Below are 13,969 nucleotides of genomic sequence, written 5' to 3' on the forward strand. Positions count from 1 at the left end.
TTAAAAACTTTAGCGTGAAAGAATTTATTTCCCTTACTTAATATAAATAGGTGAAAAATAAACGTTAAATACTTATTTTTATTGGGTTATTGTTAGATAGGGTGAGATTATATTTTGTGTAAATCGTGCTATTGTAAAATGATATAAATACCGTAAGTGAAATGAATTGTATAAATTTTCAGAATGAATTGAAGAGCAAAAATAAAGGAACTATTTTAAGTTAAATAGTTCCTTTTTTAATGGATTGCGTTGTATTACTGGGCTTCAAATGTGTTTGTCATTTCTTCCAGTGTTTCTTGTAACTCCATCCATTCCATTTCCACTTCTTCTAGTGCGGATTTCGCAACACTTTGTCGGTTTAAGCAATCAGAAAGCTCATTTTTACGGCTAGTATCATAAATACCACTATCAGAAAGAACTGTTTCGATATCACTAAGCTCTTGGCTTAATTTATCCATCTTACTTTCTAATGTTGTGAGTTTCTTGCGTAGAGGCTGGGTTTGCTGTCTAAACTCCGCTTCTTTGCGTTTTTGCTCTTTTTTATCTTGAGCGCTTAAATTGGTGGTTGTCGTGATATTGTCGTTATCTTGTTGGCTCTTATTTGCCTGTGTCTCTTGACGATTTTGATCAACTAACCACTGTTGATAATCATCAAGATCACCATCAAATGGCTCAACTTGACCATCGTGCACCAGATAGAGATCGTCAGTGGTGGAGCGTAATAAATGCCTATCATGCGATACGACAACAATTGCGCCTTCAAAGCTAATTAAAGCTTGAGTCAGTGCTTGGCGCATATCTAGATCAAGGTGGTTTGTTGGTTCATCCATTAATAGCAAGTTAGGACGTTGCCAAACTAAAAGTGATAAGACCAAACGCGCCTTTTCACCCCCAGAGAATTGACCACAAGCATCTGTGACTTTATCGCCATGAAAGCCGAAACCACCCAAGTAATCACGTAATTTTTGTTCAGTCTCTTTAGGTGCTAAACGAGTTAAATGCTGTAGTGCCGATTCATCTGAGCGTAAAAATTCTAATTGATGTTGGGCAAAATAACCAAGCTTAATACCTTTAGAAAGTGCCAATTTCCCCTGTAACGGTTCAATCTCACCTGCAAGTAATTTAATCAGTGTCGATTTACCTGCACCATTGCGTCCTAATAATCCAATACGCGAGCCAGGAACTAAATTGAGTTTGATATCATTAAGAATAATTTTTTCACCATAACCCGCGCTGACTTTCTCCATTGATAAAAGTGGATTAGGCAAGCTTTCGGGTTGACGGAAGCTAAAATGGAATGGGTTATCTGAATGCGCAGGAGCAACCTTTTCCATTCTCTCAAGCATTTTGACACGGCTTTGAGCTTGTTTGGCTTTTGTCGCTTTTGCTTTAAATCTATCTATAAAACTCTGTAAGTGTGCAATTTTAGCTTGTTGATTTTCAAACAATGCTTGTTGTTGTGCGAGTTTGGTTGCACGTTGCATTTCAAACGAAGAGTAGTTGCCTGAATATTCAAAGATTTTTTCTTGCTCGATATGCAAGATTTTATTCACGATAGGATCAAGAAAATCACGGTCATGGGAAATTAAAATAAGTGTGCCTGTGTAGCTCTTTAGCCATTTTTCTAGCCAAATAACGGCATCTAAATCTAAGTGGTTGGTTGGTTCATCGAGTAGCAGTAAATCAGATCGACAAATCAGCGCTTGTGCTAAGTTTAAACGCATTCGCCAGCCACCTGAAAATGATTTTACAGGTTCATTAAGCTGCTGTTGGCTAAAACCTAAACCATTCAGTAAGGTTGCTGCACGGGATTGTATTGTCCATGCATTAATTGCATCTAATTGCCCGTGGATCAGTGCGATAGCATGACCGTCATTTATATCGTTCGCTTTTTGTAATCGTTGTTCTAACTGGCGATATTCTCTATCACCATCAATAACATAATCAATAGCAGGCACATCAAGTGCAGGTGTTTCTTGGTTAACCCATGCCATTGACCATGTACTAGGATAGGTGACATTGCCTGCTTCAGCTTGAAGTTCACCCTTCAATAAAGAAAGTAATGTGGTTTTGCCACAGCCATTTTTACCGACTAGACCAATCTTTTGCCCTGGATTAATGGTTGCACTGGCATTGTCCAGTAACACTCTGACACCACGGCGAATTTGCAAGGAAGAAAAAACAATCATAAATATCGTCTATTAAGAGTATGTAAATTAATATATAGAGTAAGTTGTTCGTAACAGTTGGTCACAATGCGTGCATGGTAACGGAAAAAACAGTTTCTGACACGTTTTGTAAGGAGGAATGATGTCAAACGCATCAAATGTATTGCTGGTGTATGTTCATCCCGAGCCGCGCCAATCAATCGCCAATAAAGCGTTATTAAAAGCGGTGAGGGATTTAGAGAATATAACTATTCATGATTTATATGCTACTTATCCTGATTTTTTTATTGATATACACCATGAACAATCCTTGTTGTGTAAGCACCAAGTGATCGTTTTTCAATTTCCATTGCAAACATATAGTTGTCCCGCATTATTAAAAGAGTGGCAAGACAGAGTGTTAACTCGTCCATTTGCTAACAAAGCAGGTAGAGCACAATTAAAGGGTAAGTCATTTCGTTGTGTTATTACAACGGGAGAGCCTGAACAGGCTTATCAACATGATGGGAAGAATCACTACACACTGACAGAGTTATTACGTCCTTTTGAATTAATGGCAGAAATGTGTGGTATGCGCTGGCTATCACCAATGATTGTGTATTCAGCAAGACAACAGTCTAAAACAACACTGACTCATATCGGTGAGGCTTATCGCCATTGGTTAAGTGCGCCACTTGAAGGAGAGCAAGCCTGATGGAAGATAATTGGATGATTAAAGCTGTGCTCTTTTTCTTGTGTGCTGCCGTGATTATGGTGCCGATTGCACAACGCCTTAAAATTGGTGCAGTACTTGGTTATTTGATTGCGGGTATTGCTATTGGTCCTTGGGGATTAGGGCTGTTTAAAGATGTTGATAATATCTTACATTTTGCTGAATTAGGCGTGGTCTTTTTAATGTTTCTTATTGGTTTGGAATTAAATCCAGCCAAGCTATGGGAACTGAGACGTGCCATTTTTGGTGTTGGTTCAATGCAGGTGGTATTAACCGCTTCTATTTTTTCAGGGCTCATCCTCGTTTTTACTTCTTTTTCATGGCAGGCAGCTGTAATTGGAGGCTTAGGTATTGCGATGTCTTCAACGGCAATGGCATTGCAACTTATGAACGAGAAAGGAATGAACCATAATGAAGGCGGACAATTAGGTTTTGCTGTTTTACTTTTCCAAGATATGGCTGTTATTCCTATTCTTGCCGTTATTCCTTTGTTAGCTGGAGAAACGGCAAGCAGTGATTGGTATCGCATTGGCGTGAAAGTGGCTGCTTTTGCTGGATTGCTGATTTGTGGTCGTTATTTATTACGTCCACTCCTGCGCTTAGTGGTGAAATCGGGAGTAAGGGAAGTTTTTACTGCCGCTGCACTGCTTGTTGTGTTAGGTGCCGCTATTTTTATGGAAACTCTTGGCTTTTCAATGGCAATGGGGACCTTTATTGCGGGTGTGTTATTGGCAGATTCAGAGTATCGACATGAATTAGAGATCTCCATTGAGCCTTTTAAAGGCTTACTTTTAGGGCTCTTTTTTATCTCTGTCGGTATGTCTTTAGATATCGGTATTTTATGGCGTTATCTCCCACAAGTATTATTGGGCGTCTTAGTTCTGGTTATTGTAAAAGCATTGATACTTTATAGTATTGCGTGGTTAGCCAGATTACGTTTTTCCACACGATTACAATTCTCAGCTGTGTTAAGCCAAGGCGGGGAATTTGCGTTTGTTGTTTTCTCGACATCGATGGCAATGGGTGTATTAGATAGTCAGCAAATGGCGTTATTGTTGGTTGTTGTCACACTTTCTATGATGACAACGCCTCTTGTGATGCAAATGACAGACGCTGTGTTTGCTCGTCGCTATAATGACGCTAAAACGGACGAACAGCCTTTTGTTGAAAATAACCACCCAGAGGTCATCCTTGTCGGATTTGGCCGAATGGGGCAGGTTGTAGGGCGTTTGTTAATGGCGAATAAGATTAACGTCACGGTATTAGAGCATGATGTTGGAAGCATAAGCACCATGCGGAAATATGGCTATAAAGTTTATTATGGTGATGCCACTGATCTCAATTTATTGCGTGCTGCCGGTGCTGAACATGCTAAAACCATTGTTATCACCTGTAATGAACCTGAAGCTACGATGGAAATTGTTCATCTCTGTCAGCATCATTTCCCTAACTTGCATATTATTGCAAGGGCAAGAGGGCGTGTTGAAGCTCATGAATTGCTCAAAGCAGGGGTGACAGATTTTAGTCGTGAAACATTTTCTAGTGCCTTAGAGTTAGGTCGTAAAACGTTAATTGAATTAGGAATGCATCCTCATCAAGCTTATCGGGCACAACAGCATTTTCGTCGTCTCGATATCAACTTATTGAGAAAGCTGGTGGATGAATCACCTGAAGAAGTTTCTAACGTTTCACGAGTAAAAGAAGCGAGACGGGAACTTGAGGAGTTATTTAGTGAAGAAATTCGTCAAGAGCACCATCAGCCTGATATTTGGGATGAATCTTTAACAGAAGACATTCCTCAAATACATAAAGAAAAAAAATCTATTGATAAATAGGAGAATTGACCCCATGTCTGCAACCCGTAAACGCTTTATCGCAGGAGCTGTGTGTCCACACTGTCAAGCTCAAGATACACTCAAAATGTGGCGTGAAGATAAAGTGGATATTGTGGAATGTGCAAAATGTGGCCATCAACAACGGCAAACAGAGGGTGAAGTTAATTCCCTTGTTCGTGAAAATGAGCAGGTCATTGGGATCTTTATACCACAATAATTGTAGGTTTTTTGATATAACCCGATACAGAAGATTTATTTTTCGTTACAATCGGGAAAATTTTGCCCACGGGTATGTAGGAGATGTCATGAAAGTAGCAAACGACTTGGTAGTTAGTCTGGCTTATCAAGTAAGATCAGAAGACGGTGTTTTAGTTGATGAGTCCACGGTGAGCGCACCGTTAGACTATCTGCATGGCCGTGGTTCTTTAATCAGTGGTTTAGAAAATGCATTAACAGGTCGCGAAGTCGGTGAAAAATTCGACGTAGAAGTGGCTTCTGACGATGCATATGGTCAATACGACGAAAACTTAGTTCAACGTGTACCGAAAGATGTTTTTGTTGGTGTTGATGAGTTAGAAGTTGGTATGCGTTTTCTTGCTGATACTGATCAAGGTCCAGTACCAGTAGAAATTACAGGTATTGAAGGTGACGAAGTTATCGTTGATGGTAACCACATGTTAGCAGGTCAAAACCTGAAGTTTCATGTTGAAATCGTTGCAATTCGTGAAGCGACTGAAGAAGAATTAGCTCACGGTCACGTACACGGTGAAGAAGAAGAGCATGAATGTTGTGGTGGCCACGGTCACGGTGAAGAAGGCGGATGCTGTGGCGGTGGTCACGGTCACGGTCACGGTCACGGTCATTCACACGGTGAAGAAGGTGGATGCTGCGGTGGCGGCGGTCATGGCCACGGTGGTCACGGCCACGGTAATGGCGGTTGTGGTTGCCAGCACTAATCTTTCGTTGAAAAGATCAAAAGGAGCGTTTAAGCGCTCCTTTTTTGTTTTCGGTTTTGATATCAATAACAAACGAGAACTTAGTAGTGAGGTGGAGGCGTTTCGTCCTCAGGTCTAGCAAGTATTGAAGTTTGAGAGTTTTTTAGGCGCTCAGAAACAATTTTTAAGGCTTCTTTAAAGCGGCTAATTTCGATTTGCTGTTGTGTGACCACCTGATTTAATTCTTCAATAGTCGCATCTTGGAAAGCAACTTTGCTTTCTAATTGAATGAGCAGTCGCTCTACTTCCTTAATATCCATTGTGTTTTTCCTCCTTTAAAATGTCCTATTACGACGAATATGATTAACAAACTCGCGAAATTTAATCTTATTTACTGATATATACACAGGAAGACATAAATCTGGTTTGAGATAAAAGACTATTTTGCTAATGTGATAGCACTCTGTGCTGACAAAAATCCTAACATTAACTGTTAAGAGTGTCGGCAAATTTTTTAAATTCATATAAAATTGCTACCCGCGGATGAGATCTATACCGCAACGACAGCAAGATGTGATGCAAAACGTTTAAGCAAAGATCTATGATGATCGTTTGCAAAACGTAGCGACTCACTAACATATACTGGAGAATGGGATGAAATCTTTATTAAAAACGACGTTGCTGGCAACCAGTTTAGCTTTCGCATTCAGTGCACCTCATGCATTCGCTGAAGAAGCTACAGCTAAAGTGCCAACATTAAATAGCGCATTTAAAACTCAAAATGAGCAAAATGCCTATGCGTTAGGCGCGTCGATGGGTCGCTATATGGAAGCTGCATTACAAGAACAAAAAAATATTGGTATTACTTTAGATTCCAAACAACTGTTAGCAGGTGTTCAGGATGCATTTAATAGTAAATCAAAATTATCAGACGCTGAAATTGAATTAACATTAGCGGCTTTTGAAGATCAAGTCCGTACAGCTGCAACAGCAAAAATGGAAAAAGAAGCGACTGAGAATAAAACTGCGGGTGATAAATTCCGTACAGAGTTTGCCGCTGAGAAAGGTGTAGTAAAAACTAAATCAGGCTTACTGTATTTAGTTGAAAACCCAGGTAAAGGCAAAACACCAACAGATGCTGATCGTGTTACTGTAAACTACAAAGGCATGCTGATTGATGGTAAACAATTTGATAGCTCTTATGATCGTAACGAACCTCTGACAATCAGCCTGAAAAGCGTTATTCCTGGCTGGACTGAAGGTATGAAGTACATCAAAGAAGGCGGTAAAATCAAGTTAGTTATTCCACCAGAATTAGGCTACGGACAACGTGCAACAAGTGGTATTCCTGCTAACTCAACATTAGTATTTGAAGTTGAATTACTGAGTGTTGAAAGCGATAAGTAATTCACTTATCTCTAAATATCACTAAAAAAATGCTGACATTAATGTCAGCATTTTTATTTCTAATGTATAGCTTATTGTTTGTTTATTCACACATAGCGTTAGTCTACTGTCTCTTCAACAATAATGGCTTTGGGCTTTTTGAAAACAAACAGCAAGCCTACAATGATTGCTCCCATCCCAGCCAAACTTAGCCAAGACATCTTGTTACCTAAGAATATGTAATCCATTAATGCTGTTACGCCGGGTACTAAATAAAATAAGCTAGTGACGTTAACTAAATTACCCGTTGTGAGTAAGCGGTATAGTAGCAATTGAGCAACAACAGAAATGATCACGGCAAGCCAAAGTACAGGAATGATAAAGCCAATGTCGAATGAAGCATGAAAAGGCTGGAAGGGTACAAATAATAAACACAACACAAGGCTAACAACATATTGTAGCGGTAAGGCATCCATCGGTGCTAATTGCAGTTTTTTCTGTGAGATTGCACCAAAGCTCATGCAGAGTAGTGCGACTAACGCATAAACCATTCCCGTCAATGAGAGTGCCGTATTAAATAAACTTTGGGCAACCACTAACACTAATCCAGCCAAGGCGATTAAAAGCCCTAATAGTCGTGTCGCTGTAAAATTACGTTCTATTATCCATAATGTAATAATTGGCTGAACGCCCATAATTGTGGCTAACATTCCTGGTGTAATGCTATTAGCAAGCGCTAAAAGATAACAGATAGAATAACCACCAATAATAAGTAAACCGACCCATGCTGTTTTTAAACGACTTCCTTTCGGTGGCAAAAAGCGATGGCGCTGAATACATAAAAAAGAGAGAAACGCTAAAGCGATAATAAAACGCCAAGTTAAAATTGCAAATGAGCTACCATTATCTAATCCCCAGCGAGAAAAGATAGCGCCACTACTCCACAATAAAACGAATAACGTTGTTGGGCCGAATTTTACCCAATATTGACGTAAGTACATGATGGTATACCTGTAAAATAAGCAATAAGAGAGCTTGATTATTTTTAATGATTATTAGCTAATTGATAAAATATCAATGAATAAACGTAAGCAACATATCACTATATAAGTGGTGATTAAGTACGTTCTTAAGCTAAGTAAACAAATCAAGCAACGCGAGTTGCAACAACAACCGTTGTATTGACTACAACCACTTTCACAGGCGGAGGTGGTGAAGAGAGAATTTCAATAGGCATAGAAGCAACAGAAATTAATCCTATTATTGATGAAGTTTGCTGAGATTGGCATATCATCAGTATATTCATAGGATTAATCACTCGTTAAAATAACAATAATTTGGAATATAGGTAATCTATTCAGTAGTGTCAATCTTTATCCTGCCCACTCCGAAAAAGGAAAATTTTCAAAAATAAAAGGTGGGAATGAGTACAAAAGATAAAGAAAAATGAAAAAAGCTGTGACCTATCACAAAGCTCTTATTCTAAGTCACTTGACGTAGATCTTCTGGCGATCTAACGTCAGAATCATTCTTAATTCTGTTTTTATATTTAAATTTTTTTAATATTGAATTGATCCGCAATGACGAATCGTTATAAAAAATAGAACCTCAAGTCATTATCATAATTAAAGCCTTTAAGGATTATATAATCAAATGTCTAGCCCGTTATTTAATGGTGACAGCAGCGAGTTTGAAAAACTAGATAGCCGACCTTTTACTCAAACTGATCACGAAATACTAAAGTCCTATGAAGCAGCTGTGGATGGTTTGGCAATGCTCATTGGCAATCATTGCGAAATCGTATTGCACTCTCTGGAAGATTTGAAATGTTCAGCGGTTAAAATCGCGAATGGAGAACATACTGGTCGTAAGATTGGTTCTCCAATTACCGATTTAGCATTACAAATGTTACATGACATCACAGATGAAGATTCAAGTTTTTCAAAGGCTTATTTTACTAGAGCGAAAAGTGGTGCATTGATGAAGTCAATCACGATTGCTATTCGTAATCGTGAACGCCGTGTCATTGGTTTATTGTGTATTAATATGAACCTTGATGTTCCATTCTCTGAAATAATCAAGACCTTTATTCCTGAAGAAACGCATGAAGTTGCATCCGATGTTAACTTTGCTTCATCTGTCGATGATTTAGTGGCTCAAACATTAGAGTTTACGATTGAAGAAGTAAATAATGATCGCGAAGTTGCGAATAATGCTAAGAATAAGCAAGTGGTGTTAAGCCTTTATGAGAAAGGTATTTTTGATATTAAAGATGCCATTAATCAGGTTGCAGATCGTTTAAATATCTCAAAACATACTGTGTATCTCTATATTCGCCAGTTTAAAAATGGAGAATAAGGCAACATTATGAGTTCCTTGACATATTGTTTAGTGGTTACAGGGCCTCATTACGGAACTGAACAAGCTTCAAGTGCCTATTTATTCGCAAATGCCCTTCTTGAAAAAGGGCATAAGATTTCACAAGTATTCTTCTATCGGGAAGGTGTTGTGAATGCTAATAAATTGGTATCGCCTGCAAATGATGAATTTGATCTCCCTAAAGCGTGGGTTACATTGGCGAAAAAACATCAAATTCCCTTGCATGTTTGTGTTGCTGCCGCATTGCGTAGAGGAATTATCGATGAGCAACAGGCAAAAGAGCAGGAAATGGATAGCCATAACATGGCAACTGAATTTGAGTTAAGTGGATTAGGCTCACTGGCTCAAGCGATGTTAACCTGTTCCCGTGTGGTGCAATTTTAATGAAGAAAATGAATTCAATCGCATTCCTTTTTACTCAAGCACCTCATGGTAATAGTGCAGGGCGAGAAGGTTTAGATGCTTTACTCGCAACCTCTGCATTAACAGAAGATATTGGTGTTTTTTTTATCTCTGATGGTGTGTTTCAACTTGTTGAAAATCAACAGCCAGAAGGAGTGCTATCACGTCATCATGCTGCAACATTTAAAGTGCTACCCTTGTATGATGTGACAAGCGTCTATATATCACAGAAAGACATGGCTCATCGTGGGTTATCCTCTCAAACTTCTTTTGTGTTGGATGCACAGGTGATATCCCAAGAAGATATTGCTCAAAAATTGAGTGAATATGATGTGGTATTGCGCTTTTAATACAGAAGTTAGTCAGGAAGGTTGAACGGTTATGTTGTATACTTATTCTGTCTCTATTTATCAAAGTGATTTAGAGGCTTTTTTATCTTTATTGACAAAAGAAGATGATGTTTTGTTAATACAAGATGGTGTACTGGCAGTTCTTGAAGACAATCCCTTATTAAAATATTGTCTCCAACAGCAAATTTCAGTTTACGCATTAATTGATGATGTTTTGGCAAGAGGCTTAAAAGATCAAGTATCTCATCACATTAAACTTATCAATTATGGTGATTTTGTCGATTTAACGGTAAAACACCCCCAACAAATTCATTGGGGAGCGTAGAATTGCTGTATAATTCTTGACACATGAGCCCGTCAGCAATAAAATTCTGCGTCCTCATGTTTTGTCTTGTTGACAAGACAGAGTTCAAATCCGTGTTTACGAAGCAAAAACCAGGAGCTTTTTTTAAATGGCAACTATTAACCAGCTGGTGCGCAAATCTCGTAGCTCGAAAGTTGTTAAAAGCAACGTTCCAGCTCTGGAAGCTTGCCCGCAAAAACGTGGTGTATGTACTCGTGTATATACTACCACTCCAAAAAAACCAAACTCAGCACTGCGTAAAGTATGCCGTGTGCGTTTGACTAACGGTTTCGAAGTTTCTTCCTACATCGGTGGTGAAGGCCACAACTTGCAGGAACACTCCGTAATCTTAATCCGTGGTGGTCGTGTTAAAGACTTACCAGGTGTGCGTTACCACACTGTTCGCGGCGCGCTGGACTGTTCCGGTGTTAAAGACCGTAAACAAGCTCGTTCTAAGTACGGTGTGAAGAAGCCAAAGGCTTAATGGTTCTCCGTTAAGTAAGGCCAAACATTTTTTCACCATTAATGTCAAAATAAACTCATTGAGTTTTGGACAACCCTGAATTTAAACGGAGTATTTCCATGCCACGTCGTCGTGTAATTGGTCAACGTAAAATTCTGCCAGATCCTAAGTTCGGATCAGAACTGCTGGCCAAATTTGTAAACATTCTGATGGTAGACGGTAAAAAATCTACTGCAGAATCTATCGTATATAATGCGCTTGAGACCCTGGCTCAGCGTTCAGGCAAAACTGAACTGGAAGCGTTCGAAATCGCATTAGATAACGTACGTCCTACTGTGGAAGTTAAATCCCGCCGTGTTGGTGGTTCAACTTACCAAGTTCCAGTTGAAGTACGCCCAGTTCGTCGTAATGCATTAGCAATGCGTTGGATTGTTGAAGCTGCTCGTAAACGCGGTGATAAATCCATGGCTCTTCGCCTGGCAAATGAATTATCTGATGCGGCTGAAAACAAAGGCGCTGCTGTTAAGAAACGTGAAGACGTTCACCGTATGGCAGATGCAAACAAGGCGTTCGCACACTACCGTTGGTAATCCACGGAGTATTGCAACTCTTTTCAGGACAGCTCTGCTGTCCTTTACCTGAATTGAACGCCCACGAGAGAGGAAAAAATGGCTCGTCAAACCCCCATAGCACGCTACCGTAATATCGGTATCAGTGCGCACATCGATGCCGGTAAAACCACTACAAGTGAACGTATTCTGTTTTATACCGGTGTAAACCATAAAATTGGTGAAACTCACGAAGGTTCAGCAACAATGGACTGGATGGAGCAGGAGCAGGAACGTGGTATTACTATCACATCCGCAGCAACTACTGCATTCTGGTCTGGTATGGCTAAACAGTTTGAGCCTCACCGTGTAAACATCATCGACACCCCAGGACACGTTGACTTCACAATCGAAGTAGAACGTTCTATGCGTGTTCTTGATGGCGCGGTTATGGTTTACTGTGCAGTTGGTGGTGTTCAGCCTCAGTCAGAAACAGTATGGCGCCAGGCTAACAAATATCATGTACCACGTATCGCGTTCGTTAACAAAATGGACCGTATGGGTGCAAACTTCCTGCGTGTTGTTGAACAAATCAAAACACGTCTGGCAGCAAACCCAGTTCCACTGCAAATCCCAGTAGGCGCTGAAGAAAGTTTCACCGGTGTTGTTGATTTAATTAAAATGAAATCAATCCGTTGGAATGAAGAAGACCAAGGCGTTACCTTCGAATACGAAGACATTCCTGCAAATCTGCAAGATTTAGCTGAAGAATGGCACAACAATCTGGTTGAATCTGCTGCTGAAGCATCAGAAGAGCTGATGGACAAATATCTGGGCGGTGAAGAACTGACAGAAGCAGAAATCAAAGCTGCTCTGCGTAAACGCGTTCTAGATAACGAAATTATCCTGGTTACCTGTGGTTCTGCATTTAAGAACAAAGGTGTTCAGGCAATGCTGGATGCGGTAATTGAATACCTGCCAGCACCAACAGATGTTCCTGCAATCAAAGGTATGTTACCAGACGGTAAAGATACTCCAGCAGAACGTCATTCAAGCGACGAAGAGCCATTCTCATCTCTGGCATTCAAAATCGCAACTGACCCATTTGTTGGTAACTTAACATTCTTCCGTGTGTACTCTGGTGTTGTAAACTCAGGTGACACAGTTCTGAACCCGGTTAAAGACAAAAAAGAACGTTTTGGCCGTATTGTTCAGATGCATGCTAACAAGCGTGAAGAAATTAAAGAAGTTCGTGCGGGCGACATCGCTGCTGCTATCGGTCTGAAAGACGTAACTACTGGTGATACTCTGTGTGCGATTGATGCACCAATCATCTTAGAACGTATGGAATTCCCAGAGCCAGTAATCTCTGTTGCTATCGAACCTAAGACTAAAGCTGACCAAGAAAAAATGGGTATCGCTCTGAACCGTCTGGCTCAGGAAGATCCATCTTTCCGCGTATCAAGCGACGAAGAAACTGGTCAGACTATCATTGCTGGTATGGGTGAGCTGCACTTAGACGTGTTAGTTGACCGTATGCGTCGTGAATTTAAAGTTGAAGCGAACGTAGGTAAACCACAGGTTGCTTACCGTGAAACTATTCGTGATACAGTAACTGATATCGAAGGTAAGCACGCGAAACAATCTGGTGGTCGTGGTCAGTACGGTCATGTTGTTATCGACCTGTCTCCATTACCAGCAGGTGGTGAAGAGAACTACGTATTTATCAACGATATCGTTGGTGGTGTAATTCCTAAAGAATTCATCCCAGCTGTTGATAAGGGTATTCAAGAACAGCTGAAATCTGGTCCATTAGCAGGTTACCCTGTTGTGGATATTCAGGCTCGTTTACATTACGGTTCTTACCATGATGTTGACTCCTCAGAAATCGCGTTTAAAATTGCCGCATCAATGGCATTTAAAGACGGCTTCATGAAAGCTAAGCCAATTTTGCTTGAGCCAGTCATGAAAGTTGAGATTGAAACGCCAGAAGATTACATGGGCGACGTTATCGGTGACTTAAACCGTCGTCGTGGTATGGTTGAAGGTATGGACGATCTGCCTACCGGTAAGATCATCCGTGCTCAAGTACCACTGGCTGAAATGTTCGGTTATGCAACTGACCTGCGTTCACAAACTCAGGGTCGTGCTTCTTACTCTATGGAGTTCTTGAAGTACAACGAAGCGCCTAGCAACGTCGCTCAGGCTATTATCGAAGCTCGTAAAGCGAAATAAGATCCTTTCGAGTTCAATTTAGTTTACGCTCCCTCTATTTGAGGGAGCGATATTAAGGAATATAGTCGTGTCTAAAGAAAAATTTGAACGTTCCAAACCGCACGTTAACGTTGGTACTATCGGCCACGTTGACCACGGTAAAACAACTCTGACTGCTGCAATCACTACAGTTTTAGCTAAAACTTACGGTGGTTCTGCTCGTGCATTCGATCA

At 40.2% G+C, this 13,969-nt stretch carries 17 protein-coding genes; 13 read left to right on the top strand and 4 right to left on the bottom strand.

From position 1 onward, the window contains the following. Positions 1-254: 254 nt before the first annotated feature. Complete coding sequence (locus tag C0T34_RS14765) at positions 255-2,189, bottom strand: ABC transporter ATP-binding protein (protein ID WP_109850387.1); 1,935 nt, start codon at positions 2,187-2,189, stop codon at positions 255-257. Between the two features lie 121 nt (positions 2,190-2,310). On the opposite strand from C0T34_RS14765, the gene kefG reads away from it, so the two are divergent. The 4 genes from kefG (at position 2,311) to slyD (ending at position 5,671) form a co-directional block, all read left to right on the top strand. Beyond that, a complete protein-coding gene (kefG, locus tag C0T34_RS14770) occupies positions 2,311-2,862 on the top strand; it encodes a glutathione-regulated potassium-efflux system ancillary protein KefG (RefSeq protein WP_098941719.1) in 552 nt (183 codons plus the stop codon). Continuing rightward, a complete protein-coding gene (gene kefB / locus C0T34_RS14775) occupies positions 2,862-4,715 on the top strand; it encodes a glutathione-regulated potassium-efflux system protein KefB (RefSeq protein ID WP_098941720.1) in 1,854 nt (617 codons plus the stop codon). The genes kefG and kefB overlap by 1 nt, the downstream gene beginning before the upstream one ends. 13 nt (positions 4,716-4,728) lie before the next feature. Then, positions 4,729-4,932 (top strand): YheV family putative zinc ribbon protein, encoded by a 204-nt coding sequence (locus C0T34_RS14780; protein ID WP_109850388.1) that lies wholly within the window; start codon positions 4,729-4,731, stop codon positions 4,930-4,932. 88 nt (positions 4,933-5,020) lie between these two features. Further along, complete coding sequence (gene slyD / locus C0T34_RS14785; RefSeq protein WP_099075948.1) at positions 5,021-5,671, top strand: peptidylprolyl isomerase; 651 nt, start codon at positions 5,021-5,023, stop codon at positions 5,669-5,671. An 80-nt stretch (positions 5,672-5,751) separates the two neighbouring features. Here the strand turns inward: slyD and C0T34_RS14790 are convergent, their stop codons facing one another. Beyond that, complete coding sequence (locus tag C0T34_RS14790) at positions 5,752-5,970, bottom strand: SlyX family protein (RefSeq protein WP_023583298.1); 219 nt, start codon at positions 5,968-5,970, stop codon at positions 5,752-5,754. A 334-nt stretch (positions 5,971-6,304) separates the two neighbouring features. On the opposite strand from C0T34_RS14790, the gene fkpA reads away from it, so the two are divergent. Next, complete coding sequence (gene fkpA, locus C0T34_RS14795; protein WP_088494382.1) at positions 6,305-7,057, top strand: FKBP-type peptidyl-prolyl cis-trans isomerase; 753 nt, start codon at positions 6,305-6,307, stop codon at positions 7,055-7,057. Positions 7,058-7,155: 98 nt separating this feature from the next. Here fkpA and C0T34_RS14800 read toward each other — a convergent pair whose 3' ends face one another. Then, complete coding sequence (locus tag C0T34_RS14800) at positions 7,156-8,037, bottom strand: DMT family transporter (protein ID WP_098941722.1); 882 nt, start codon at positions 8,035-8,037, stop codon at positions 7,156-7,158. Between the two features lie 146 nt (positions 8,038-8,183). Next, entirely contained in the window at positions 8,184-8,342 is a 159-nt protein-coding gene (locus tag C0T34_RS18160; protein WP_162556834.1) for a hypothetical protein, read from the bottom strand. Positions 8,343-8,689: 347 nt separating this feature from the next. On the opposite strand from C0T34_RS18160, the gene C0T34_RS14805 reads away from it, so the two are divergent. The 8 genes from C0T34_RS14805 to C0T34_RS14840 form a co-directional block, all read left to right on the top strand. Then, positions 8,690-9,394 carry a transcriptional regulator gene (locus tag C0T34_RS14805; protein WP_023583301.1) on the top strand — a complete coding sequence of 235 codons (705 nt, stop codon included), beginning with the start codon at positions 8,690-8,692 and terminating at the stop codon, positions 9,392-9,394. A gap of 9 nt (positions 9,395-9,403) precedes the next feature. Beyond that, complete coding sequence (tusD, locus tag C0T34_RS14810) at positions 9,404-9,799, top strand: sulfurtransferase complex subunit TusD (protein WP_098941723.1); 396 nt, start codon at positions 9,404-9,406, stop codon at positions 9,797-9,799. Then, complete coding sequence (gene tusC, locus C0T34_RS14815) at positions 9,799-10,167, top strand: sulfurtransferase complex subunit TusC (RefSeq protein WP_098941724.1); 369 nt, start codon at positions 9,799-9,801, stop codon at positions 10,165-10,167. Before tusD ends, tusC begins: the two co-directional genes overlap by 1 nt. A gap of 31 nt (positions 10,168-10,198) precedes the next feature. Next, positions 10,199-10,492, top strand: a complete 294-nt coding sequence (tusB, locus tag C0T34_RS14820) for a sulfurtransferase complex subunit TusB (RefSeq protein WP_098941725.1) — start codon at positions 10,199-10,201, stop codon at positions 10,490-10,492. A gap of 127 nt (positions 10,493-10,619) precedes the next feature. After that, positions 10,620-10,994 (top strand): 30S ribosomal protein S12, encoded by a 375-nt coding sequence (rpsL, locus tag C0T34_RS14825; RefSeq protein WP_004236497.1) that lies wholly within the window; start codon positions 10,620-10,622, stop codon positions 10,992-10,994. A 98-nt stretch (positions 10,995-11,092) separates the two neighbouring features. Further along, positions 11,093-11,563: a 30S ribosomal protein S7 gene (rpsG, locus tag C0T34_RS14830; protein WP_004246897.1), complete on the top strand. Its 471-nt coding sequence runs from the start codon at positions 11,093-11,095 to the stop codon at positions 11,561-11,563. Positions 11,564-11,641: 78 nt separating this feature from the next. Continuing rightward, entirely contained in the window at positions 11,642-13,756 is a 2,115-nt protein-coding gene (fusA, locus tag C0T34_RS14835) for an elongation factor G (protein ID WP_098941726.1), read from the top strand. Positions 13,757-13,823: 67 nt separating this feature from the next. Next, positions 13,824-13,969: GTP-binding protein (locus C0T34_RS14840; protein ID WP_239450334.1), on the top strand; the 146-nt coding region annotated here is incomplete at its 3' end.

Source organism: Proteus sp. CA142267 (assembly GCF_003336825.1).
In the GTDB taxonomy this organism is placed as follows: Bacteria; Pseudomonadota; Gammaproteobacteria; order Enterobacterales; family Enterobacteriaceae; genus Proteus; species Proteus terrae.